Origin of the sequence: Sphingobacterium sp. E70 (assembly GCF_019285695.1) — a bacterium.
Lineage (GTDB): Bacteria > Bacteroidota > Bacteroidia > Sphingobacteriales > Sphingobacteriaceae > Sphingobacterium > Sphingobacterium detergens.
Genome location: NZ_CP079104.1, coordinates 4,961,562 through 4,985,207, shown reverse-complemented (window position 1 = coordinate 4,985,207; position 23,646 = coordinate 4,961,562). Strand labels below are relative to the sequence as shown.

Here is a 23,646-nt window from a genome sequence, read left to right as displayed (position 1 = left end):
GTGCCTCTATTCCATTTGGTTTAAATGAAAGAAAAACTTCTTGTGGGTTGGAAAGAGACCCTAGATTTACCTGAATTAGGAATATTTGGCATAGAAGCAAAAATCGATACCGGTGCTGCTTCATCTGTTTTGCACTGTAATTCCTATAAAATCGTTAATGAAGATGGCCAGGACTGGATTCTCTGTGAACTCATTACCAATTTCGAGACAGAAGAAACCAAAGTTCTAAAATTAAGACTTTACAAAACTAAACTGGTTAAAAGTTCATTTGGTCAGGAGGAAAAGCGTTATTACATCCGAACCACAGCGAAGCTTTATGATCAGGTTTTCAGTATCAAGATTTCATTTCGAAATCGCTCCAAAATGACTTATCCGATGCTTTTAGGAAAGAATTTTCTATATCGCAGATTTTTGGTCGACGTTTCCAAAGAAAATCTCTCCTTGAAGTCCCCGTCAAAATAAAAACAAATAGCAAAGCTATTTTGTTATATTAGCACAAAAATATATTCAATATACAAACCGTGAAAATTGCCGTATTATCGACAGTAAAGAGTTTATACTCAACTCGTCGTCTCGTAGAAGCTGCCCAACAAAGGACACGAATGTGTTGTCATAGATCACAGTAAGTGTTACGTTGGCATTCAACAAGGTAAACCCAGTATTCATTACAAAGGACAAGATCTTAGTGGTATTGACGCTATTATTCCCCGAATAGGCGCTTCGGTCACCTTTTATGGTTCAGCTATTGTTAGACAATTTGAGGTGATGGATGTTATTTCCGCAAATCCAAGTCAAGCGATTACCAGATCCAGAGATAAATTGAGATGTCTGCAGATCTTGTCCGGTGCAGGTATTGGACTTCCGATTACGGGCTTTGCTCGTACAGCATCCGATGTTGATGATCTAATCAGTATGGTCGGCGGCGCTCCATTGGTGATCAAACTATTGGAAGGTACGCAAGGGATTGGTGTTGTTTTAGCAGAAACTAAGAAAGCAGCTTCATCTGTTATAGAAGCGTTCTACGGCCTCGGAAATAATATTTTGATCCAAGAGTTCATCAAAGAGTCGAAAGGCTCTGATATCCGAGCTTTTGTGGTCGACGGGAAAGTTGTGGGGGCGATGAAACGTACGGCTAAGGAAGGTGAATTTCGCTCCAACATACACCGCGGTGGTACAGCGCAGGTCATACGCCTAAGTAAGGCAGAAAGAGAAACTGCAATTGCTGCTGCAGCCCAATTGGGACTTACGGTTTGTGGTGTGGATATGATTCCTTCAGACCGGGGACCGCTGGTACTAGAGGTGAATTCCTCCCTGGACTGGAAGGTATAGAAAAAGCCACGAAAAAGGACATTGCTTCTGAAATCATTCAATACCTTGAAAGACAGCATGAAATGAAACAGGCACAAATGCCTAAAGTGGTGAAGAAAAAGAAAAAAGAGAGAGTAAACTATAATATCTCCGGATTGAAAGATAAAGGGTTGCCTGTGTACACAGGCAACCCTTTATCTTTTAGACAGCCAGATTTTTACTCCATAAAGATTATTAATGATCCTTAAATTAAGCTACAGTTACGTCCAAATTTTACTTATCTTAGGTTAAATTATTAATTGATGAAAAGATTTAGCCATCTTCTATTAGCTTTTGCACTCGTACTAGCTGCATGCTCTTGGTCATTAGCCCAAACATCCATTCAAAAACAGCATCACCAAGTTGGCTTCGGTCCGCCACAAAAAAGCCCATAAAACCAAATTTGGATGATATTAGTGATGGGTATTACTATGAATTAATCGAGCATCAAATAAACTTAGGGAGCCAAACAAAATATTATAAGGACATAAAAGTATTATTTGATCAAAGTGGAATCGAAAATCTGGGACAAGTTCAGGTAACTTTTGATCCGCATTTCCAAAAACTTCAATTACATGAGTTGAAGATCATTCGTAACGGGAAAGATATTAACTTATTACCGCAAGCAAAATTCAAGCTCCTCGCATCCGAAACGGAACTTTCGAGATCTATCTACAATGGAAGTCAGATGGCCCATTGTGTCCTGGAGGATTTGCGTAAAGACGACAAGATTGTATTTGCTTATTCAATAATTGGTGCAAACCCTGTATTTGAAAATAAATTTTTCGACACCTATTATTTACGCGGCTATGAGCCTACCGGCTTGGTTCATCTCAATTATATTGTCCCTCAAGGTCGTAAACTTCAATTCAAAAGTTTCAATGGCGCTCCAGAAGTACAACAACAATCCGCGGGAAATACAACCAATTTCTTTTGGGAACTGACCGAAGATAAAACAGTACAATACGAAAATTATAGTCCGGCTTGGTATAGCCCTTTAAAATATATCCAGTGTTCAGAATTCAATACTTGGCTGGAGGTAGATCAATGGAATAATAGGATCAATCCCATCCCACAGATTGCTCCGTCAAGCGCACTTCAAACTTTCGTTAATCAACTATGGAAAGAGTCAAATGGACAGCCCTATGTGTACCTAAAAAGGCCTGTGACTTCGTACAAAACGAAATACGGTATATGGGTATTGAGATGGGCGAATATTCACACCGGGCGAATGTACCGGAAAAAGTGTTTTCGCAGCGCTACGGCGATTGCAAAGATAAATCAATGCTGCTGGCGACAATACTTAAAAACAAGAACATTGGCGTAGGACTGGTATTAGCCAATACCTATAAAGACCGCGGGCTACAAGAAGAACTCCCATCGCCCTATGCTTTCAACCACATGGTTATTGAGGTGAATGTTGACGGACGTTACCAATATATAGATCCAACCATCACCAATCAAGGTGGAGATATCAAAAACAGATATTTCCCTGCCTATGGGAAAGTACTCTCAGCGATGGGTAAAGGGAAACTGACAGATGTACCACAGAATATTACCGGAAATATTAAAGTCAGGGAAACATTGACACTTGAAGGCAAATCCGAAGCTACCCTTGATGTACAAACTATCTATCTCGGCAACGAAGCAGAAAATATGCGGACTTATTTTCAAAGTAGTGCCAAAATGATATACAGAAGCAATACCTGGAGTACTATGCGAAAATCTATCCCAAAATCAATAAAATCACCAATGTCCAATACAAAGATGATATTGTAAACAATCGTGTGGAGATCATTGAAAAATACAAAATAAAAAATATCGGAAAAGCAGAAAACGGATCTTCTAGAAAATATATTTCCATGTTGGGCACAAATATCAACGACAAGCTGCCCGAAATTATGGAAGATCGTATAGCTCCACTAAACCTGCCTTTCCCTAATGATATCGAATATGAAATCTATGTGGTTAACAAGGGAAAGAAACTATTTGGCAACCATAGAGAAAACAGTTTTTTCGACCGTAATGCCTATGTATTCGGTAAAACATTGGAGATAAATCCAGATAGTATTAAAATTGCGTATACCTTAGGTTTTCATGAACCATTTGTTGAACAAAAAGATCTGAAACAGTATTATACGGATTTTGCTGATCGGGACAATATCTTTTCAATGGTTTCTATCTTGATGCTGACGGATATGCGACAGATGGAATAACGAACTTGGGTACACCTGCATCATCGAAGGAGATCAATTGGTTCACCCTACTTTTATTCATCGTCTCTGTACCGACTGTGATCTGGTATATTGTTAAAAAGTATAACAAGAGCAAACCTATTATCATCAAACCCTATGATGAGGTTTATTACGATCAAATAGGCGGATGGATGATCGTACTCCTTATTGTTGTGTTATTTATCAATATATTGACTTTATCTGGCATATTTTTCTTCCAGCAGTCCTTTTTAATTTAAACACCTGGCAAGCAGTTGATCAGGTAGCTGGAATTTCATCCTTTTCATATAAAATTCTACTGCTGGTAGAAATGATCGGTAATGTATTGATACTTGCTGGTTTAATTTATAGCGCTATTCTACTGATCAAAAAAGGGATATATTTGCCCAGACCTTCTTTATCGTCGCTCTATTTATGGCCATATTCTGTACAATGGATGGAATTGCATATTATTTTATTTTCAACGGATATTTAGATAAAACAGAAGACCTATTCACGACCTACAAAGATAATATTAGAGCCATCCTCTTTTTCTGTATCTGGGAACTTACGCATATAACTCCGAACGTATCAAAGGGACCTGTCTTCGAACATATCACGATGACAATCATATGCAGCGAGCTGTTACTCCGCATCCTTTTGATCAGGATTTCTTAGAGCCCTATCCCATACAAGAACAAAATACGCAAACTGTATCTGGAGAATATAAAACACAAAAAGACGAAATAGATCGGGAGCGGCCCGATGATAATCAAGCTAAAAACTAAATACTATTTCTAAATAAAAAGGGTTTTGCATGATATCATGCAAAACCCTTTTTATGGGCGCCTTTTCAGCTATTTCATCTTCATTACCATATTATCAGCTCCTTCGGTAGATACCTTTACTTGGCCAGATTTGTTTTTAGTTGACTTGTAGTGAACATGGTTTTTAACACCTTCAATTTGCACTGTCTCCAAAGAGCCAATATTAACCATATTGTCTGCGCCCTCAATTGTAACAGTTGACACGTCGTTTCCCGTTACTGTATTACCTTTACCCTCAATAATAACTTTACTAACATTACCACGTATCACAACCTTATTATCGGCGCCTTCTATTTGGATTGTCTCTCCTCCCTTGGCCTCTATTGTCCGGGTGTTACCCACTCCCTCAATTGATATAACTTTTCCTTGTTGATCAGATACAGCTTTTATTGGAGCTTTGTAACCTGGCCCCTTAGCCATAACCATACCTCCTAATAAAAGAAGTGAAAATCCAAATGCGATAGTTCTTGTTTTCATAATTGTATGTTTTTAGCTCATTCTACAAAAATCAAACCTAATATTGAGCGTAAATGGCTGTTACTTATAGTTTGATAATTTCAGTTGTTCAGAGGGGCTATAAGGCTTTTTCCAAATAAAATACGCCGAGCAGTTCCCCGCTATACATACAAACACCGTCCCAAAAAGACTACAGTAATCTCAGCGGTAACAAATGATAACAAAAAAGGAGCCTTTTAGGCTCCTTTAATATCTCTAACAAATTGATAACGGATTAAAAACTCTATTTTACTGCGTCTACAACTGCTTTGAAAGCTTCTGGGTTATTTAAAGCTAAATCAGCTAAAACCTTACGGTTCAAGCCAATGTTTTTAGCGTTTAATTTACCGATCAATTGGGAATAAGAAATTCCGTGTTGACGAGCTCCAGCGTTGATACGTTGAATCCATAAAGCTCTAAACTCGCGTTTTTGGTTTTACGATCGCGGTAAGCGTATTGTAAACCTTTTTCTACTGTATTTTTAGCAATAGTATAAACTTTGCTACGTGATCCAAAGTAACCTTTTGCAAGGCCTAGGATTTTTTTGCGTCTTCTTCTTGAAGCTACTGCGTTAACCGAACGTGGCATATTTTTAAAATTAGTTTGGTAAAAGGTGCCATGTATTTCAATGAACTTACGACCCTGTACCCGGTTAAAAAATTATTATTAAATAAAATCGAATAAAACTTATTTACCGATAGCAAGCATACGTTTTACGTTGCCCATGTCGCCATCAGATACATAACTTGTTTGTGTTAAGTTACGTTTACGTTTTGTGCTCTTTTTTGTCAAGATGTGGCTTTTGAAAGCGTTTTTTCTTGCAATTTTACCTGTTCCAGTCAATTTGAAACGTTTCTTTGCGCTGGAATTGGTTTTAACTTTTGGCATAATACTTATAAATTTTATATCAATCTGTTAGAATTCTTATTATTTTTTAGGAGCCTTTGGAGCTACTGTTAAAAACATACGTTTCCCTTCCAATTTTGGTAAAAGTTCTACTTTACCGTAATCTTCTAGTGCCTGAGCGAAGCGTAACAACAAGATCTCACCTTGATCTTTGTGTACGATAGCACGACCTTTGAAGTGTACGTATGCACGCACTTTCTCACCACTTTCAAGAAACTTAATCGCATGTTTCAATTTGAAATCAAAATCATGTTCACCAGAGTTAGGTCCGAAACGAATTTCTTTGATAACAGTCTGTTTTGCATTAGCTTTGATTTCCTTTTGTTTCTTCTTCTGTTCGTAAACAAACTTACTGTAGTCGATAATCTTACAAACCGGCGGTACAGCATTTGGCGAAATCTCCACTAAATCAAGTTCCAACTCATCAGCCAACTCTAACGCTTTGCGCGTAGGAAAACTCCTTGTTCCACATTATCTCCTACCAAACGTACCTCAGGTACCTTGATTAACTCATTAATGCGGTGATCTGGTTCTTTCTTTCTCATTGGTGGTCTTGGACCACCGGGTCTTTTTAATGCCAAATGTTTAAAAATTAAACGGTTATTTCCTTAATTAATATATCTCTAAATTCGTCAGCAGTCATAGTACCTAATTCTACTGAGCCATGTTTACGTACAGAAACTGTGCCATTTTCCACCTCTTTTTCCCCTACAATTAACATATAAGGAAGCTTTTTCACTTCGGCGTCTCTGATTTTTCGGCCCACCTTCTCGTCACGTAAGTCTATCAGTCCGCGAATATCGGAATTATTTAGCGAATTCAAAACATTTTGCGCATATTCTTCGTATTTTTCTGACACTGGTAAGACGATAAATTGCTCAGGCGCAAGCCATAACGGAAATTGTCCAGCACAATGCTCGATCAAGACGGCCACAAAACGTTCCAACGATCCAAATGGTGCACGGTGAATCATCACTGGACGATGTTTCATATTGTCACTTCCAGTATACTCTAATTCAAAACGTTCTGGTAAATTGTAATCAACCTGAATAGTACCCAACTGCCATTTACGTCCCAAGGCATCTTTTACCATGAAATCCAGTTTTGGTCCATAGAAAGCCGCTTCACCATATTCCACAACTGTCGGCAAACCTTTTTCTTCAGCGGCCTCAATAATTGCAGATTCGGCCAAAGCCCAATTTTCATCGGTTCCGATATATTTGGTACGGTTTTCAGGATCACGCAACGATACCTGTGCAGTATAGTCATTAAATCCTAAAGCACCAAATACATAAAGAACTAGGTCAATTACTTTTTTAAACTCATCTTTTACCTGATCCGGACGACAGAACAAGTGTGCATCATCTTGAGTAAACCCACGCACACGAGTTAAACCATGCAACTCACCCGATTGCTCGTAACGATATACAGTACCAAATTCAGAAAAACGAACAGGTAAATCTTTATACGAACGTGGTTTCACTTTGTAGATCTCACAGTGATGTGGACAATTCATCGGTTTCAACAAAACTCTTCACCTTCGATAGGTGTTTTGATTGGTTGAAACGAATCTGCACCATATTTTTCGTAGTGACCTGAAGTCACATACAGTTGCTTATGACCAATGTGTGGAGTGACTACAGGTTCATATCCCGAGTTCAATTGCGCTTTTTGTAAGAAATCCACCAGTTTTTGACGCAGCGCAGCCCCTTTTGGTAACCATAAAGGCAATCCTGCACCAACTTTTTCTGAAAATGCAAAAAGCTCTAGTTCTTTACCTAACTTACGGTGGTCACGTTTTTTGCTTCTTCGATGAACTTCAAATATTCAGTGAGCTCCGATGCTTTCGGAAAAGTTACCCCATAGATACGTGTTAACTGTTTACGTGATTCATCACCTCGCCAATACGCACCAGCGACGTTAGTTAATTTTATGGCTTTAATAAACCCTGTGTTTGGAATATGAGGACCACGGCACAAATCTGTAAATTCCCCTTGGGTATAGAATGTAATCTTTCCATCCTCCAAATCTTTAATCAGATCAAGCTTATACTCATCTCCTTTTTCGGTAAAATACGCTAAGGCATCTGACTTCGAAACAGCTTTACGCTCAAAAGTTTCTTTACGTTTGGCAAGTTCCAACATCTTGTCTTCAATGGCCTTAAAGTCATCCGAAGAAAATTCACGGTCGCCAAAATCAACGTCATAGTAAAATCCGGTTTCAATAGCCGGACCAATACCGAATTTAATCCCTGGATACAAAGCTTCCAAAGCCTCAGCCAGTAAGTGAGCCGAAGAATGCCAAAAGTAGATTTTCCTTTTGTATCATTCCAGGTTAACAACTTAACACTAGCATCTTCTTCAATAGCACGGGCAGAATCCCATACCTCACCATTCACCTCAGCCGCAAGAACATTTCTCGCTAGCCCTTCAGAAATTGATAAAGCAATTTCTGCTGCAGTGATTCCTTTTGATATTCTCTAACGGAACCATCAGGTAGTGTAATTTTAATCATTTACAACTATGATTTTTTATATTGTTAAAAAATAGAAAACACAAAACAACATGTACAATTATGTTATTACACTTATGTTTTCAATAAATAAATTGTGAAACAAATTTAGCAAAAATTCTGGTAATAAACAGTTTTTTTATGATCTCTTACCCCTTTTGAACAATCCTCCCCTTTTTATGGCCAAGTTTATTTTTTAAACAAAACACCTATATGATGCTCATGAAACCTGAGATCGTCATTAATTTTTCAACCCAATAAAAATGACACGAATTCTACTGAAAACAACAAGAGAAATTGAGCATATCATTAATATTTGCTACTTTTGCAGACTCAAATTTTAACTATGTCGAATCAAGTACCAGAAGACGGAACACGATTACCTTTGATGGAAGAATTTTACACCATTCAAGGAGAAGGTTACCACACCGGGACTGCTGCTTATTTCATCAGATTAGGTGGTTGCGATGTTGGCTGCCATTGGTGCGATGTAAAAGAAAGCTGGGATGCATCTATCCATCCACTTACAGCTGCAGATTCAATTATTGAAAATGCAAAAAAATATCCTGCTAAAACAGTTGTTATCACAGGAGGTGAACCTCTTATCTATAATCTGGATTACCTCACAAAAGGTCTCCACGCTGCGGGCATAAAAACTTTTATTGAAACATCAGGCGCTTATCCTTTAAGTGGAGAATGGGATTGGATATGTCTGTCTCCCAAAAATTCAAAGCCCCAAGAAAAGACGTCCTCGATGCCGCAGGTGAGCTCAAAGTTATTGTTTTCAATAAAAGCGATTTTGCCTGGGGAGAAGAATATGCACAATTAGTTGGACCAAATTGCAGATTATACCTTCAGCCCGAATGGTCAAAATCCAAAGAAATGACCCCGTCTATTATTGACTATGTCAAGGAGAACCCGAAATGGGATATCTCCCTACAGACACACAAATTTCTAAATATTCCGTAACCAGAATATAAAAATAATCAAAGCAAAAAAGCATTCAATCTACTTAGTTTGAATGCTTTTTTTATGTTAACTTATACTTAGTCTTCTACTCAACAAAATCTAAATCACTTTACATATTCCTTTATAAACGTATCAAGTTCAAGTGTTTTGGTCTCCTCCCCTTCTTTATCTCTCACCAAAACTTTACCAGCACTATCTACATCCAAAAATAATAGACTAGGATTAATAATAATTTTCCCATTCTCGTCCAACAAACCTATTTTCCCATCTTCCGAAAACATCAAATAATTATTTAAAAACTTACTTATATTTTCCTTCTTATCAAGCAAAACCTTCCCTTCCTGTGTGACCAATCCAAAATTTCCATCTTTTTGAAAAATAGCCAATCGTTCAGTCGCTGGAGTAAGCCAGTCAAATCCCGTTTTATTGACCTTGTTCCCCTTTTTGTCCAACAACCAGAAGTAATTATCCTTGTCTGAAACAATGGCAATCCGATCGTTAAAATAGGCCAATGAGAAAAGTGAACATGGCAATACCTCTTGCCCCGTTGAACTCTTTATTCCATAATATTCATCACTCGTATCATTATCTTTCACCATCACCCATTTAAGTGACTTATCCAGGGAAAAGTATCTTCAAACAAACTTACGTCCCCCTTCTTCTGTATGACTACTCCCTGATATATCAACAACTTTAACATCCTGAGGCAATTGAAAGCCTTCCACAGTTGAAACATTAGAGACTTTAGTTGTCTCAAAACCCAGATCTGTATTTTGGCCCAACGACAGTTTAAGCACCGCTCCCGGGAGATCATTTACAAATGAAAAAGCAGTCATGTAGTATGTTGGCACCGCCTCCGAATACCAAACAGTTGCTTCCGCAGAATCCGCCTGATTTTTGATAAATAATTTTGCTTTTTTACAGGTCACACCGGCAACCTCTTCAATCTCTCCTAAATCTTGCATCCATACATAGGGGCCTTCAGATTCCTTTAACCTGTTGCTAACAATTTTATAAGAAGGATGATAAGTATCTGCTGTTACAATATCATCTCCTGCAGAGAAAGAATAGGTTTTCGCCAATTTTCTATTCAAAATAGCATGCTCTTTCTGATTGACAACAGCTGAAGAATAATTGGCATCTGCTAAGACCTCAACATTCTTGTAGGCCGTCTTCCCTTTCAGAAAAGGCTCGTAAAATTCTTTTGCAAACTCTGGAATCTCATTTTCAAATTTTTCGGGTGAAATCTCACCTTTAAACACAAATTCCATCTGCCATTGTTTATCTTGCCCATGCACTACAGGAATGGACAATCCAAACAATAACGCCACTTTGAATAAATTCTTCATAAGAATGATAAATATGTAGCTAAATAACAAAAGATAGACCAAAACGCCTATCCTTCTGCTATATTTTTTATTTAATTGTTTTTTCCTTCTCAATTTTTCATAAAAGGGACAAAAAAACAGTAAATCTTACACGAACTAAAATTACAATAATATTGTCTGTTTTGTTTTAACCGCTTCGTCACAAGCAAGCGCTATACGTAAACTATTGACCGCATCCTCCATGGAAGAAGACAAATCAATATCCTCAAGGATGGCCTGCTGAAAAAAGCGTTGTTCCCTGTTACACAACTCCTGATGATCTGGTTCATTGGCCAAGTTCACCCACTCATCTTTTTAACAAATTCATTATTCGCATCTAAATCAGCATAGTGTACCCGTAGGTTTTCTGTTTGTGTATGCGCCGCTACCGAATCCGATTTACCCTCGTTGCTTGCTTTGTCAGCAACAATGGATACCGAACCCTTGGGACCGAAAACATCTTTTACAAAAAGGCATTTTGACTCACCATAGGTCCCCAGCCCGCTTCGTACCAACCTACAGATCCGTCCTCAAAATGCAACTGAAGCTGACCATAATTGTAGTTCCAATCTGGAATATCGTCTGTAAGCCGGGCGCCTATCGCCGAGACACGTACCGGCCTGACACCTACCATCTGGCACATAACATCGATATAATGTACACCACAATCAACTATTGGGCTTAGGCTAGACATCAGATTGCGATGGACATTCCACATGTAACCGTGGCTTTGTTGATTAAGATTCATCCGCATAACCAAAGGTTTTCCCATAGTTTTCGAAAGCTCAATAAATTTCATCCATGAGGGATGATAACGAAGAATATATCCTACAACCAGTTTTTTATTATACTTTATAGCGGCGCTCACGACCTCTTCTGCCGATGTGACATCTTCAGCTAAAGGCTTCTCAATAAAAACATGAGCCCCGATTCGAAAGCCTTAATTGCATAATCTTTATGTGTATCAGGATAGGTCGCAATACAGACAGCATCGGGTTTTGTTTGCAGCAATGCCTCTTCGTAAGATTCAAAAAGTGCGTAATCAGCACCTAACTCCGTATTAAGCTTATGTTTACTATCCCCTCTCGCGACCAAACCAACGATCTTAAATCCATCCAAATCGTGGTAAGCTTTCGCATGAGAAGCTCCCATATTACCACAACCTACAACCAATATTTTTATCACTTGCATCAATTATTCATTTAAACTTATTTCTATTTTACTTTCTTAACCCATCCAATGCAAAGGCCGACCCAGCCCCAATACCGCTCCAGCGAGTACATCCGTTGGATAATGCACACCAAGATACATTCTGGAATAACCAACACTACCCGCCCAAAGTAAAGACGGTGCAACAACATACCATTTTGAGTAGGCACGGGACAAGGCTGAAGCTGTTGCAAAAGCTGATGACGTATGGCCTGAAGGAAAAGAATAGCCACCAGCCGTACGAACAGATATAAAGTTCGGATATTTTTAAAGGGCCGACTCCGCTTGATCAGATGTTTTATTCCGACATTAACCAATGCCGTCACAGCGGTACTACTCGCGACATAAAGTGCATTTTGACGCATTGCCTTATCATTATTGATAGCACCAGCAACTAATAGACCAACAGGCACAGCAACCTGCACACAGTTGTTGATATCGGAGAGTACTTTAAAAGTCTGTGTCTGGGGTTCAGTTCTTGTCTCAGCTATAGATTCTAAAATACGAATATCTAACGTGGAAGCCGGTTTTCCTGGGCAAGTGCAGTACCCGTCATACATAACATCCAACTCATTAAAATAAATACTATTCTTTTCATCTACTATAGATTATTTTTGACATGATATTTGCCTTTTTCAGCCACTTAATATTGTAATCAATAGAAGCAGTTACGAACAATGTATTTTTCGAAAGCTCCAACGGATGTAGTTTATGAGCAACATAGAGCAAAAAAAAGCTTCACTCCCTAAAAATAAGGAAATTTCCAGTAGTTGCCAGTCTATGTTTCAAACTTTATAGAAAATAATACGAAATTTTAAAAATCTGAAGCACCAACAGAACGAATCTTTTAACTTTTTAAAATGATAATTTTGTATTTCCCATTAATTTACTATACATTTGCTATCAGTTATTAATACAAACATGATCTATACCTACGTACATCATTTTCATTTGCATCATCGCCATGTGGCGATATGTTAATTTAATGTGTTCTTACGTAGAATACCCTCCCTCTAGTTTGATTTCTTATTATTAATAATTTACTGCTAACATTTATAAAGCGTTGAAAAATCTTAAAATTGCTATCCAAAAATCGGGTAGGTTAAACGAAAAATCTGTTCAATTACTGAAAAACTGTGGTTTAGATTTCGAAAACTACAAAAGTTCCTTGATTACTACTGTGGGCAACTTCCCTTTAGAAATATTATTTCTTAGAGATGATGACATCCCAGGCTATGTCGAACAGGGAATCGCCGACCTTGGTATTGTTGGTGAAAATATCATCGACGAAACAGAATCAAAAGTGGAATATATAAAACGACTTGGATTTGGAAAATGTACCTTAAAACTAGCTATACCAAAAGATAGTTCCATTCAAGATATCAAAGACCTTAATGGCAAAGCAATTGCAACCTCCTATCCCAATATCCTTAAAAATTTTCTTGACGACTACCAAATCAATGCGGATATACGATTGATATCCGGATCAGTGGAAATTTCACCTGGATTAGGACTTAGTGATGCAATATGTGATATCGTTTCCACAGGTGGAACATTGAAAAGCAATGGTCTAAAACCCTTTGCCGATGTCAAAAATTCCGAAGCTATTTTAGTTGGTAGAAAAGGTCTCGAAGGAAATGAAGTCCTTGCCGAATTGGTTCAACGTATAGAATCTGTTCTATTGGCTAAAGAAACCAAATATGTGGTATTGAATGTGGAGAAAAAGAACCTTCCTGCCATCACGTCTTTATTACATGGTGTAAAGAGTCCAACTGTAGTTCCATTGGCGGAAGAAGGCTGGGTAGCAGTACACACCGTAATTACGGAAGACGATTTTTGGGACAAAATCAATAAACTAAAAGCAGAGGGTGCCCAAGGTATCGTTGTGATGCCGATTGAAAAAATCATTCTCTAAACTTGACCGATTCTTACGATCATGCTAAAAAATACGAATACCAATCTTTAGGAAAAGCGGAACTGCAACAATTGGTTGCTCGGAATACAGATCCGAACAATTCAATTCAGGAAGTCGTCCAAGATATTATTCAGCAGGTACGGGTGCAGGGCGATAGTGTCTTGCGTGAATATGCTGCAAAATTTGACAAAGTTCAACTTGACAAGCTCTTTTTGAATGAAGAAGATATTGATGAATTAGCGACTACCATACACCGTGACCAACAACGTGCTTTGGAAATAGCATTCCAAAACATACACAGGTTCCACAGTACACAGCTTAAAAGAGAACGTACAGTAGAGACTATGCCTGGTGTGAAGTGCTGGCGGGAAATCCGTCCGATTGAAAAAGTAGGACTTTATATTCCGGGGTCTGCTGTTTTACCTAGCACGCTATTGATGTTAGGTATACCTGCTCGAATTGCCGGATGTAAAGAGATCGTCGTTTGTTCTCCCCGCAATCCAATGGAAAGATTAATGGGTTTGTTGCGTATTGTTTAAAATTACTCAACATTAAACGTATCTATCTTGTTGGAGGCGCACAAGCGGTTGCTGCTATGGCCTTCGGTACCCAATCTATCCCTAAAGTTGACAAAATCTTTGGTCCTGGAAACCAGTTTGTCACGAAGGCCAAATCAATCATACAGGGACTAACGAATGTTAGCATAGACATGCCCGCAGGGCCCTCTGAAGTGCTTGTGCTTGCTGACGAAACAGCCAACCCAGCATTCGTAGCAGCAGACCTTCTGGCGCAAGCAGAGCACGGCATAGACAGTCAAGCTGTATTAGTAGCAACTTCTAATGCTTTAGTAGATGCCGTTAATATTCAACTTGAAACACAATTAACGGTGTTGCCGCGGAAAGAACTTGCTTCTAAAGCAATAGAAAACTCATATGCAGTAATCGTTAGCAACCTCCAAGAGGCGATCCAATTTTCAAATGAATATGCTCCAGAACACCTTATTCTAGAAACAGATCAGTGGGAATCCTTGACACGTCACATCAGCAACGCAGGTTCGGTTTTCTTGGGACACCTTACACCAGAAAGTGCAGGCGACTATGCATCAGGAACCAACCACACTTTACCGACATCCGGATATGCTCGTTCCTATTCTGGTGTTTCAGTCGATTCTTTTGTAAAGAAAATAACATTTCAGCATATCAACGAAACCGGACTCCAACAGATTGGATCCACAGTTGAAATACTCGCTGAACTTGAGGGCTTGCATGCACATAAAAATGCGATATCCATCCGAAATAAATAAGTTTAGTTCAGTCGAACCAAACAAGGCATAAACTCAACGGGGTCTCCAAAAAAATTAGGGACCCCGTTTTTCTTTAATCCTATTCGTACCCCTATTACCTTTTTAATATTCGATCTTCAGGGTCCGTTTTTACTTCTTTTCCGTTTCTTTTTCTATCAGTTATAACGCAATACAAAAAACAAATGCAGATTACCTTCCAAAGGTATCGTAATTGTCCGTCGCATACTTCTCAAATCTTGTAAGAAGCGCAATATTATCTTTCTCCAACGGGCTGAGATCCGAACTTACATCTTTCGAAACCGGCACATACCAATCTACTGGATCGAAAACTGACGAATGGAGGGTTTCGTAAAAGCATAACCATGCCGTGCAAAAATTGTATTCCGAATAATCTCTAGATCTAATTTTTTCAAGTTTTTCAAGTCTTTCTCCGCCAATTTTTGTTTAGAAGCATTTATACTGAACACAGCCGGCGATGCGGACCGATAATATTCCATCACATAAGTATAAGTAGAATCACCATCTTGATCTATCGCTTCTTTCTTTTTTGCGTTGATCCAGTCGACCAAAGTTCCATATTCTTCATCTTGATTATTTAACATCAGGTTTGGATTATAGGCAAATTGCTTTTTCAATAATTTGAAATTTCTTTTCTTAATCTTCACCCCTTGGTCGTAAGCGATCCAACTCCCAATTAATGTATCATTCTTCAATTTTATCTCAAAACGACCATCTGATTTCTTATCACCTGGCTCATCTAGTAATAGCTGCACCGCATTCCCGTCACCCTCAAGTTTCCCTGTCAACGAACGTAGATTTCCTTTGACCACATTTTGCCCAAAAACTTTCCCTTTGTCTGTTATTTTTTTGATTGTCAGGTTTATCTTTGGACTATAATCCGTATTTGGTAACCCCTCTCCATCTTCAAGAGAATTTTCATCAATCACAAAATTCCCTACCCAATTACCATAAAGCTCCTGATGGGCCTCCTGTTCAAGCAAAACGGAATCTTGCGCTTTGGGCTCAACAGCCTTCTTATTTGTTCTATCTTTACAGCCGATCATGGCGGAAAGCACTAATAATAAATAGATATTCCTTTTCATAGCTTTCATAATTTGTCTTTTTAAACGAATGAATTTACTCCATTTATGATCTGGATAGATCATAATCGTTACTTAATTTATGATTTTTTCGATAAATAATAAACTCAATAAGTAATAAATTAGGCACCCAGCCTAGCCAGGCAATAATCTGATACAGATCCATCGGATTCGGTTGAAATAGATAAACCAAAATCACTTTCCAGAAACGCAATGTAAGGGCCGAACAGGTTAGTGCAAAACTACGCAGCATAAAATCTTCGTGTGCATTAAATTTCTTCTGAACGGCCAAACGAACGGCCTGAAACGTAAAATAGAACCATCCCAGAGCAAGCAGTTCAAAGGAAATAATCGCAAATAAGCCTCCATTAGCGACCGATCCGATCAGTACTCCCGAAGGTGCAGCGAAGCCCAAAATACTAAATACATAAACGTAACCAATCCTCCGATGCAATTGCGGATATTTCTTCAGTAACCCCGAACGAAATTGCGTAAAACCAGCAGGTAAGGCGAGTATCGCTGTGCAGACATGTATATAGAAAGCGTATTTGTACCACCAAAGCGCCTCAATTTCCGTTTGTTTTATCATCAGAAAGTTAGCATCCAATGAAAAACTATGATATCGCCATGTGATTTCCGCCATCAATACACAACTGTAAGCAAAAAGCAAAAGCCAAAATCCTTTCAATATCGAAAATTGAGCTTTTTAACCATAGTCAGTTTATTTACTTCGAATAGCTTCGACTGGATCTAACCGAGAGGCCATCAAAGCAGGTACGATACCTGATATCAGGCCAATGAAGGTAGAAAGTGATACCGTAAGAATAACCATTTTTACGCTGACAACAATTGCTACACCCGTTGCAAGTTGAACGATAAAAGCAAGAAAATAGACAACAACAAGACCAATCCCACCTCCAAGTAAACAAAGCACAATAGATTCAATAAGAAATTGCGATAAAATAAAGAAGTTTTTAGCGCCTAATGCTTTTTGAATACCGATAATGTGTGTGCGTTCCTTGACACTTACAAACATGATATTGGCGATACCGAAACCACCAACTAAAATTGAAAAAATACCAATAGAAAAACCAGCAAGATTGATGATACCAAAAAGCTGATCTAATGCCCCCGTAATCATTGTTGTCTGGTTAATAGAGAAATTTTCCTCCCGTTGCGGAGAAATACGACGGATCGAACGCATCAATGTTTTTGCTTCGCTTTCAGCTTCTCCCAATGTATAATTAGACTTGATGACCATCGCTATACTCGGAGAAAAATTATCATAATTGACAAGATTTCTAGCCAATTCAAATGGAATGAAAGCTGTATCATCTGGAGAAGTATTAATTAATACACCATTCCCCTCTTTTTTAAGACACCGATTACCTGAATTTTTCTCCCCAACATACTAATATACTTGCCGACTGGTTCCTCATTTGGAAAAAGTCCATCCGCAATATTGGCTCCCAGTACTGTGACTAAAGCTCCACCTCTGGATTCACTTTCCGCAAAATATCGACCGTCAACAATATTTAAGTTTTGGATATATAGGTTTTCATAGGTTGCAGCATTTACCGATGAACCTTGAGCAGAATTGTTTTTATACTTAATCGTTGTGTTACCGATATTGATCATATAAGCCATATACTCCGCTGTTGTCATACGGCTTCTTAAGTCCTGGTAATTATTGTACGTAGGTTCAGGTCTGTTCAAATACTTCCACCAAGGATAATTCGGCCCACCATCCCAAGGCCATTTCTCTATATAAAGTGTCTTACTTCCTATCTTTTTTACAGATTCCTCAATATTATTTCGTAAGGTATCCACCGCTGAAAACACACCTATAATGGTAAAAATACCAATAGTCACGCCCAGCAAGGAAAGCATGGTACGTGTACGATTGTCCTTTAACGCAGAAAACGCAAACTGACAACTTTCCAATATCAATCTAAGGAATAACATAATTGCATTCTAAAATACAATATAGTTTTGATTTAATGTCAAAATCAATAAAAATATATCTATAAATTAGAAATAAGACCTTTTGATACCCAAAAAAGTTATAACTTTGTATGCTTTTTGCAACCTAGTATTTGGTGCACTGTAATGCACTGAAAGGCAGACATTAAAATATATATCATTAAAGATGAAGTTATCTCAATTTAAATTCAACTTACCAGAATCATTGCTTGCTTCTGAACCTTCTGAAAATCGTGACGAATCGCGTTTGATGGTCCTACATAAGGATACTGGTAAAATTGAACACAAAATTTTCAAAGATGTATTGGACTATTTTGACGACAAAGACGTCATGATATTAAACAATACAAAAGTTTTTCCAGCACGCCTATACGGTAATAAAGAAAAAACTGGAGCTACGATTGAAGTTTTCTTGTTACGCGAATTGAACAATGAACTTCGTCTTTGGGATGTATTGGTTGATCCAGCACGTAAAATCCGTGTCGGTAACAAATTGTATTTCGGTGACGATGACTTGTTAGTGGCTGAGGTTGTCGACAATACGACTTCACGTGGACGTACTATCAGATTCCTATTCGATGGTACTGATGAAGAATTCCGTCGCAATATCGAGATATTAGGTGAAACACCTCTTCCTAAATACATCAAACGTAAAGCGACTCCAGAAGATAAATTCCGTTACCAAACTATATATGCCAAAAATGAAGGTGCTGTAGCAGCTCCGACTGCTGGTCTTCACTTCTCTCGTGAATTAATGAAACGTTTGGAGCTTAAAGGTGTCGATTTCGCTGAAGTAACATTACACGTTGGCCTTGGTACTTTCCGTACAGTGGAAGTTGAAGATCTAACGAAACATAAAATGGATTCTGAGCAATTTATTATCACGGATGAAGCTGCAAAAGTAGTAAACAGGGCAATTGATAATAAACGCCGCGTTTGTGCTGTCGGAACGACGTCTATGCGTGCGATCGAATCCTCTGTCTCTGCAGATCATCATTTGAAGGCTGCCTCAGATTGGACAAGTAAATTCATCTATCCTCCTTACGATTTCAGCATTGCAAATTCAATGGTTACCAATTTCCATACACCGGAATCAACTTTATTGGTAATGATTGCTGCATTTGCAGGCTATGAAAATGTGATGAATGCTTATGAGGTTGCTGTAAAAGAAAAATATAGATTCTACAGTTATGGCGATGCGATGTTGATCATCTAATCAGCTTTAGATAAAAAAATCTCTAAACGTGGGTAGCAACAAACTATCCACGTTTTTTTAAATAATAACTTTCAACCACTGTCCATGAATTTTGTCATTATCGTCGCCGCCGGAACTGGGAGTCGTATGAATAGCGATTTGCCGAAGCAATTTCTTGATTTAAATGGTCTACCGGTAATTATGCATACCATCGACCATTTTCACCAATCATCAGATATTTCGGAAATTATCTTGGTAATCAGCAAAGAAATGGAAAAATTCTGGATAGATTTATGCTCAATGCTGCAATATAGCACGCCAGTGCATTTGACTTTGGAGGTAAAACCCGCTTTGAAAGTGTAAAGAATGGTATTGAATATATCCAAGAAAATTTTGAAGTAGGAGCTGCAGATTATATTGCTGTACACGATGGAGCCCGTCCTATTGTCTCCACCTCATTAATTACTAAGGCATTCCAAGGCGCCTATAAATACCAAGCAATTGTTCTAGCGCAAAAAGTATCGAATCCGTACGACTTGGTAATAATACATCAAATAATGCTACCGACCGAAATCAGGTTTGGTTAGTACAGACCCCACAAGTATTTCAGGCCGAATTGCTTATAGAAGCTTATCGCCAAGAAGAGGATCCTTTATTCACAGATGATGCATCGGTGGTCGAAAAAATGGGCAACCGCATTTCAATTGTTGAAGGAGATTCCAAAAATATAAAAATCACCTATCCACAAGACCTACAAATTGCCCAATTTTATTTGAATCTGATATAATACGGAATTGGTTAAGCGTTACCGCGAATGACACGTAATAGTACGACGATAATTGCAATCACCAATAGAATGTGAATGATGTTTCCACCTCCTGCATATCCTCCAAAAAAGCTGATCGCCCAGATGATCACTAAAATAACGGCGATGATGTACAATAAGTTTCCCATTTGTTTATATTTTAATACCTAATTCTGTTTTGTATAGGTATAACAACGAGAAATGAACTATAGTTTTATATTAAATAGAATTATCAATATCGATCTGCAGTCTATCATAAGCTAAGAACATGTTTGGAGGTAGTTCTTGTGAGACTTCTGCATGTAATCCCATCCGGTGCCCAATGTGCGTAAAATAGGTTTTTTCCGCCTGAATATCTTGTGCAAATTCAATGGCTTCCTGCAAGGTCAGATGGGAAATATGGGATTCTTTTTGCAAGGCGTTGACCACTAGAATTTTTACACCCTCCAATAACTGTCTCGATTCCCCAGTAATAAATTTGGCATCTGTAATGTAGGCAAAATCGTCTATCCTAAATCCAAGCACAGGCATTTTATAATGCAATACTTCTATGGGCATGATCTCCTTCCCAAATAAGAGCAATGGCTCACCAGCTTTTATTTCTTCTAGGTCCAACCGAGGAGCACCCGGATATTTAACTTCCGTAAATGCGTAATAGAACTCTCGCTTTAAAGCATCGTGAAGCGCTTCCGTTCCATAAATAGAGATAGAAGAATGCTGCTGATAATTAAACGCTCTAACATCATCCAAGCCCGCAATATGGTCTTTATGAGAATGTGTCATCAACACCGCATCCAGATGCATTACCTTCTCCCGCAGCATTTGATATCGAAAGTCAGGCCCCGTATCTATGACAAGAGTATGATTATTATATTCAACAAGAATGGAAGAACGCAATCGCTTGTCATGTTTGTCTTGAGATTGACAGACTTGACATTGGCACGCAATAACGGGTACCCCCTGTGATGTTCCGGTTCCTAAAAATGTTATTCTCAAACTGCTGTTTTTGATTTCAATACCTCTTCATAAATTGGAAAGAGTTTTCTGAAATATACTCTAAATCAATCTCCACATCCAATAGAATATTCCATAAAGATTGGATTTTTATCTCCAGATTCGAAAACTTATTCACAACTACAACCTTTGTTGCCTGTAACATACAGGCGCCTGTACGGAATGATCCCTTTTCATACCTAACTTTATAGCCCTGTTCCTTAAAAAAACTCCTCTATCTTTGCTAAACTGCTCTGTGTAAACGGCAACAAAATCTCTCCTTCTTTTTAATTTCTTCCTCAGTATTTCAAACTTAGATAAATTTGCTTTTATATACAAATAAATTCAGCTATACACGTTTATTAGACATTTAATAGGAGGTCTTTAGAATTTCTCTTTTTCTAAAGCTTATAATAGATGTATTTCAATCAATCAATTTAAGAAGCTCTTTCCCAAAGGTATCCCAGCTATATTTTTCTTCTCGTCAATAATATTTGTTCTGAATTGAGCTTCTTTATCATGGCGATAAAAAGACACAATTCCTTCCGCTATGCTATTAACATTTGGTTCCACGACATACCCTACATAACCATCTTGTACCAGCTCTGGTAAGCCCCTACATTGCTGACAATCATGGGTAAATCAAAGTGATAAGCAACCTGAGTAATACCACTTTGAGTTGCACTTCTATACGGTAAAACAACACAGTCAACCGCCGAAAAATACCACCCAACTTCCTGATTCGGAATAAAATCAGTATGCATATAGATAGACTCCTCCAAACGGTGTTTTTTGATAAGTGCTAAATACGGTGCTGGGTCCCCGTAAAACTCTCCGGCCAATAATAATTTGATATTTAAATCTCGAACCCTTACATCTGCTAAGGCCTCTAGCAACATATCCAAACCTTTATATTGTCGGATAAATCCAAAAATAAAATAACCTTATCTTGCTGATCAATATTGAGCAATTTACGCGCATCGAGTTTGCTCAAGTGAAGACCATAATTATCATAAAGAGGATGTGGTGTATAGATAGCTGGAATCTTCGGGCTCAACGTCTTTAAGTCAGCCAATACGCTTTTGCTCATGGTAACACAGGCATCAACTGATTTTAAGAAATAACGGATTAATAACTTATCTCCAAATCTTTGCTCGTGAGGAATGATATTATCTGCTATACAGACAATTTTGGTATGTTTATTTTTTCGTACCTGTCGTTGAATAGTACCTAAGCAAGGTCCAAAAAGGGCATCCAAAAGCGAACAATAAGTAAATCATATTTCGCCCTTCTTAGTTCTCCGCCCACTTTAAACCAATTCAGCGGGTTGATTGAATTAACTTTCGTCTGTATATTCAAGCCAGCTGGAGCTGGTTCATCTGAATATTGAGATTTACCGGGAAAGAGAAAGTTGGGATACTGTAATGCAAAAGAATAAATATCAACCTCATGCCCCAATTCTTGAAAATGGGTCGCCAATCGTTCGTTGAAAGAAGCGATCCCCTCCCCTCAAAGGGTAGGCAGAACCCAGAATCACAATACGCATAATGATTAAATGACTTTTTCGATTTGATAATCATTTCGATCCGAACTACTTCTTGAAACCAGTTCAGCTAAAAATCCTGTCAAAAACAATTGGGTCCCTAGAATAATCGCCGTCAATGCAAAGAAAAATAATGGCTGATCAGTGATATCCCTAAATGGCGTACCACTGGCGATACTCATCAGTTTGTGACAGATTAAATAGACAGAAATAAATAAACCGGCTAGGAAACTCATAACACCCATGACACCAAAGAAATGCATTGGCCGCTTAGCGAATTTTCCAACAAAAAATATAGACAGCAGATCTAAAAATCCTTTAACAAAGCGTCCTGGTCCAAATTTCGTTGTGCCATATTTACGTGGATAATGCTGAACGATTTGCTCCTGAATATTCGTAAATCCTGCCCATTTTGCAATGACTGGAATATAACGGTGCATTTCACCGTACACCTCTATATTTTTGACAACTTCTTTCTTGTAAGCCTTAAGACCACAATTAAAATCATGTAAATTGTGAATCCCCGACATTGATCTCGTTACGCCATTGAATAATTTGGTTGGAATTGTTTTTGTTAATGGATCATAACGTTTTTGCTTCCATCCCGAAACTAGGTCAGCCCCTTTATTCATAATTCGGTCATACAATTCCGGAATCTCATCTGGACTATCCTGTAAATCCGCGTCCATGGTGATCACAACATCGCCCTGAGCTGCTGCAAACCCAACATTTAAAGCAGCGGATTTTCCATAATTACGTCTGAATTTGATGGCCGAAATATTGCCATTTTGCAATTTTAATTCTTCAATGATCTTCCAAGAGTTGTCTTTACTCCCATCATCAACCAGAATGATTTCATAAGAGAAATGATTGGCCGCCATGACACGGTCAATCCAAGCGGTCAATTCGGGTAAAGATTCTTCTTCATTAAATAATGGAACAACAATAGAAATATCCATGTGAAT

Annotated in this window: 29 protein-coding genes and 8 pseudogenes; 15 read left to right on the top strand and 22 right to left on the bottom strand. The window is 38.2% G+C overall.

The genetic code is table 11. From position 1 onward, the window contains the following. Positions 1 to 42: 42 nt before the first annotated feature. The 8 genes and pseudogenes from KUH03_RS35665 (at position 43) to KUH03_RS35630 (ending at position 4,348) form a co-directional block, all read left to right on the top strand. Positions 43 to 462 carry a RimK/LysX family protein gene (locus KUH03_RS35665; protein WP_257089296.1) on the top strand — a complete coding sequence of 140 codons (420 nt, stop codon included), beginning with the start codon at positions 43 to 45 and terminating at the stop codon, positions 460 to 462. A 59-nt stretch (positions 463 to 521) separates the two neighbouring features. Then, positions 522 to 1,391 (top strand): annotated as a pseudogene (gene rimK, locus KUH03_RS35660) (30S ribosomal protein S6--L-glutamate ligase); the annotation flags it as partial. Next, positions 1,392 to 1,556, top strand: coding sequence for a hypothetical protein (locus KUH03_RS35655; RefSeq protein WP_257089295.1), 165 nt, complete (start codon positions 1,392 to 1,394; stop codon positions 1,554 to 1,556). A gap of 104 nt (positions 1,557 to 1,660) precedes the next feature. After that, positions 1,661 to 2,278: pseudogene (locus KUH03_RS49700) on the top strand (DUF3857 domain-containing protein); the annotation flags it as partial. Between the two features lie 188 nt (positions 2,279 to 2,466). After that, on the top strand, positions 2,467 to 3,126 hold the full coding sequence (locus KUH03_RS35645; RefSeq protein WP_373564547.1) for a transglutaminase domain-containing protein: 660 nt from the start codon (positions 2,467 to 2,469) through the stop codon (positions 3,124 to 3,126). Positions 3,127 to 3,134: 8 nt separating this feature from the next. After that, a complete protein-coding gene (locus KUH03_RS35640; protein WP_257089289.1) occupies positions 3,135 to 3,563 on the top strand; it encodes a hypothetical protein in 429 nt (142 codons plus the stop codon). 5 nt (positions 3,564 to 3,568) lie between these two features. Next, the gene (locus KUH03_RS35635) at positions 3,569 to 3,820 is read left to right on the top strand and encodes a hypothetical protein (RefSeq protein ID WP_257089287.1); all 252 of its coding nucleotides are present in this window, start codon (positions 3,569 to 3,571) and stop codon (positions 3,818 to 3,820) included. 372 nt (positions 3,821 to 4,192) lie between these two features. Continuing rightward, positions 4,193 to 4,348 carry a hypothetical protein gene (locus KUH03_RS35630; protein WP_257089284.1) on the top strand — a complete coding sequence of 52 codons (156 nt, stop codon included), beginning with the start codon at positions 4,193 to 4,195 and terminating at the stop codon, positions 4,346 to 4,348. Between the two features lie 69 nt (positions 4,349 to 4,417). Here KUH03_RS35630 and KUH03_RS35625 read toward each other — a convergent pair whose 3' ends face one another. The 5 genes and pseudogenes from KUH03_RS35625 to thrS form a co-directional block, all read right to left on the bottom strand. Next, positions 4,418 to 4,864 carry a DUF3060 domain-containing protein gene (locus KUH03_RS35625; protein WP_208642462.1) on the bottom strand — a complete coding sequence of 149 codons (447 nt, stop codon included), beginning with the start codon at positions 4,862 to 4,864 and terminating at the stop codon, positions 4,418 to 4,420. 262 nt (positions 4,865 to 5,126) lie between these two features. After that, positions 5,127 to 5,470 (bottom strand): annotated as a pseudogene (rplT, locus tag KUH03_RS35620) (50S ribosomal protein L20). Between the two features lie 99 nt (positions 5,471 to 5,569). Then, the gene (gene rpmI / locus KUH03_RS35615; protein WP_002993964.1) at positions 5,570 to 5,770 is read right to left on the bottom strand and encodes a 50S ribosomal protein L35; all 201 of its coding nucleotides are present in this window, start codon (positions 5,768 to 5,770) and stop codon (positions 5,570 to 5,572) included. 39 nt (positions 5,771 to 5,809) lie between these two features. Beyond that, positions 5,810 to 6,369 (bottom strand): annotated as a pseudogene (infC, locus tag KUH03_RS35610) (translation initiation factor IF-3). An 11-nt stretch (positions 6,370 to 6,380) separates the two neighbouring features. Beyond that, positions 6,381 to 8,302: pseudogene (gene thrS, locus KUH03_RS35605) on the bottom strand (threonine--tRNA ligase). Between the two features lie 343 nt (positions 8,303 to 8,645). Between thrS and KUH03_RS35600 the strand changes: the two are divergent. Continuing rightward, a pseudogene (locus tag KUH03_RS35600) lies at positions 8,646 to 9,268 on the top strand (7-carboxy-7-deazaguanine synthase QueE). A 104-nt stretch (positions 9,269 to 9,372) separates the two neighbouring features. Here KUH03_RS35600 and KUH03_RS35595 read toward each other — a convergent pair. From KUH03_RS35595 to KUH03_RS35570, 6 genes and pseudogenes are all read right to left on the bottom strand, one after another. After that, positions 9,373 to 9,870 carry a WG repeat-containing protein gene (locus KUH03_RS35595; RefSeq protein WP_257089282.1) on the bottom strand — a complete coding sequence of 166 codons (498 nt, stop codon included), beginning with the start codon at positions 9,868 to 9,870 and terminating at the stop codon, positions 9,373 to 9,375. A 33-nt stretch (positions 9,871 to 9,903) separates the two neighbouring features. Then, complete coding sequence (locus KUH03_RS35590; RefSeq protein WP_257089280.1) at positions 9,904 to 10,617, bottom strand: hypothetical protein; 714 nt, start codon at positions 10,615 to 10,617, stop codon at positions 9,904 to 9,906. A 141-nt stretch (positions 10,618 to 10,758) separates the two neighbouring features. Further along, the gene (locus tag KUH03_RS35585) at positions 10,759 to 10,938 is read right to left on the bottom strand and encodes a hypothetical protein (protein WP_257089278.1); all 180 of its coding nucleotides are present in this window, start codon (positions 10,936 to 10,938) and stop codon (positions 10,759 to 10,761) included. Positions 10,939 to 11,098: 160 nt separating this feature from the next. After that, positions 11,099 to 11,503, bottom strand: coding sequence for a Gfo/Idh/MocA family protein (locus KUH03_RS35580; RefSeq protein ID WP_257098071.1), 405 nt, complete (start codon positions 11,501 to 11,503; stop codon positions 11,099 to 11,101). Between the two features lie 15 nt (positions 11,504 to 11,518). Continuing rightward, positions 11,519 to 11,787, bottom strand: a pseudogene (locus tag KUH03_RS35575) (Gfo/Idh/MocA family protein); the annotation flags it as partial. A gap of 75 nt (positions 11,788 to 11,862) precedes the next feature. Further along, positions 11,863 to 12,021 carry a phosphatase PAP2 family protein gene (locus tag KUH03_RS35570; protein ID WP_257089276.1) on the bottom strand — a complete coding sequence of 53 codons (159 nt, stop codon included), beginning with the start codon at positions 12,019 to 12,021 and terminating at the stop codon, positions 11,863 to 11,865. Between the two features lie 886 nt (positions 12,022 to 12,907). On the opposite strand from KUH03_RS35570, the gene hisG reads away from it, so the two are divergent. Both hisG and hisD read left to right on the top strand, forming a co-directional pair. Next, on the top strand, positions 12,908 to 13,759 hold the full coding sequence (gene hisG / locus KUH03_RS35565) for an ATP phosphoribosyltransferase (RefSeq protein ID WP_257089274.1): 852 nt from the start codon (positions 12,908 to 12,910) through the stop codon (positions 13,757 to 13,759). Positions 13,760 to 13,761: 2 nt separating this feature from the next. After that, a pseudogene (gene hisD, locus KUH03_RS35560) lies at positions 13,762 to 15,062 on the top strand (histidinol dehydrogenase). Between the two features lie 314 nt (positions 15,063 to 15,376). Here the strand turns inward: hisD and KUH03_RS35555 are convergent. From KUH03_RS35555 to KUH03_RS35540, 4 genes are all read right to left on the bottom strand, one after another. Beyond that, positions 15,377 to 16,174 carry a YARHG domain-containing protein gene (locus tag KUH03_RS35555; RefSeq protein ID WP_257089272.1) on the bottom strand — a complete coding sequence of 266 codons (798 nt, stop codon included), beginning with the start codon at positions 16,172 to 16,174 and terminating at the stop codon, positions 15,377 to 15,379. A 34-nt stretch (positions 16,175 to 16,208) separates the two neighbouring features. Then, positions 16,209 to 16,805: a DUF2306 domain-containing protein gene (locus tag KUH03_RS35550; RefSeq protein WP_257089270.1), complete on the bottom strand. Its 597-nt coding sequence runs from the start codon at positions 16,803 to 16,805 to the stop codon at positions 16,209 to 16,211. A gap of 78 nt (positions 16,806 to 16,883) precedes the next feature. After that, positions 16,884 to 17,399, bottom strand: a complete 516-nt coding sequence (locus tag KUH03_RS35545; RefSeq protein ID WP_257089268.1) for an ABC transporter permease — start codon at positions 17,397 to 17,399, stop codon at positions 16,884 to 16,886. Between the two features lie 113 nt (positions 17,400 to 17,512). Further along, entirely contained in the window at positions 17,513 to 18,127 is a 615-nt protein-coding gene (locus KUH03_RS35540) for an ABC transporter permease (RefSeq protein ID WP_257089266.1), read from the bottom strand. Positions 18,128 to 18,311: 184 nt separating this feature from the next. Here KUH03_RS35540 and queA point away from each other — a divergent pair, with 184 nt between their 5' ends. The 4 genes from queA (at position 18,312) to KUH03_RS35525 (ending at position 20,127) form a co-directional block, all read left to right on the top strand. Continuing rightward, entirely contained in the window at positions 18,312 to 19,361 is a 1,050-nt protein-coding gene (queA, locus tag KUH03_RS35535) for a tRNA preQ1(34) S-adenosylmethionine ribosyltransferase-isomerase QueA (RefSeq protein WP_120258383.1), read from the top strand. 84 nt (positions 19,362 to 19,445) lie between these two features. Further along, the gene (locus KUH03_RS35530) at positions 19,446 to 19,703 is read left to right on the top strand and encodes a 2-C-methyl-D-erythritol 4-phosphate cytidylyltransferase (RefSeq protein ID WP_257089264.1); all 258 of its coding nucleotides are present in this window, start codon (positions 19,446 to 19,448) and stop codon (positions 19,701 to 19,703) included. Positions 19,704 to 19,711: 8 nt separating this feature from the next. Further along, complete coding sequence (locus tag KUH03_RS49695; protein WP_373564882.1) at positions 19,712 to 19,927, top strand: hypothetical protein; 216 nt, start codon at positions 19,712 to 19,714, stop codon at positions 19,925 to 19,927. Further along, positions 19,831 to 20,127 carry a 2-C-methyl-D-erythritol 4-phosphate cytidylyltransferase gene (locus KUH03_RS35525; protein WP_306429856.1) on the top strand — a complete coding sequence of 99 codons (297 nt, stop codon included), beginning with the start codon at positions 19,831 to 19,833 and terminating at the stop codon, positions 20,125 to 20,127. Before KUH03_RS49695 ends, KUH03_RS35525 begins: the two co-directional genes overlap by 97 nt. Before the next feature lie 11 nt (positions 20,128 to 20,138). Here KUH03_RS35525 and KUH03_RS35520 read toward each other — a convergent pair whose 3' ends face one another. From KUH03_RS35520 to KUH03_RS35490, 7 genes are all read right to left on the bottom strand, one after another. Further along, positions 20,139 to 20,294, bottom strand: coding sequence for a lmo0937 family membrane protein (locus KUH03_RS35520; RefSeq protein WP_120258385.1), 156 nt, complete (start codon positions 20,292 to 20,294; stop codon positions 20,139 to 20,141). A 70-nt stretch (positions 20,295 to 20,364) separates the two neighbouring features. Further along, entirely contained in the window at positions 20,365 to 21,141 is a 777-nt protein-coding gene (locus tag KUH03_RS35515; RefSeq protein ID WP_257089262.1) for an MBL fold metallo-hydrolase, read from the bottom strand. 429 nt (positions 21,142 to 21,570) lie between these two features. Further along, positions 21,571 to 21,711: a hypothetical protein gene (locus KUH03_RS35510; protein WP_257089260.1), complete on the bottom strand. Its 141-nt coding sequence runs from the start codon at positions 21,709 to 21,711 to the stop codon at positions 21,571 to 21,573. A gap of 8 nt (positions 21,712 to 21,719) precedes the next feature. Continuing rightward, on the bottom strand, positions 21,720 to 22,037 hold the full coding sequence (locus KUH03_RS35505; RefSeq protein ID WP_257089258.1) for a glycosyltransferase: 318 nt from the start codon (positions 22,035 to 22,037) through the stop codon (positions 21,720 to 21,722). Then, positions 22,028 to 22,396 carry a hypothetical protein gene (locus tag KUH03_RS35500; protein WP_257089256.1) on the bottom strand — a complete coding sequence of 123 codons (369 nt, stop codon included), beginning with the start codon at positions 22,394 to 22,396 and terminating at the stop codon, positions 22,028 to 22,030. Before KUH03_RS35500 ends, KUH03_RS35505 begins: the two co-directional genes overlap by 10 nt. Further along, a complete protein-coding gene (locus tag KUH03_RS35495) occupies positions 22,369 to 22,617 on the bottom strand; it encodes a glycosyltransferase family 4 protein (protein WP_257089254.1) in 249 nt (82 codons plus the stop codon). Before KUH03_RS35495 ends, KUH03_RS35500 begins: the two co-directional genes overlap by 28 nt. A 72-nt stretch (positions 22,618 to 22,689) precedes the next feature. Then, positions 22,690 to 23,640, bottom strand: coding sequence for a glycosyltransferase family 2 protein (locus tag KUH03_RS35490; protein ID WP_120258389.1), 951 nt, complete (start codon positions 23,638 to 23,640; stop codon positions 22,690 to 22,692). Positions 23,641 to 23,646 lie beyond the last annotated feature (6 nt).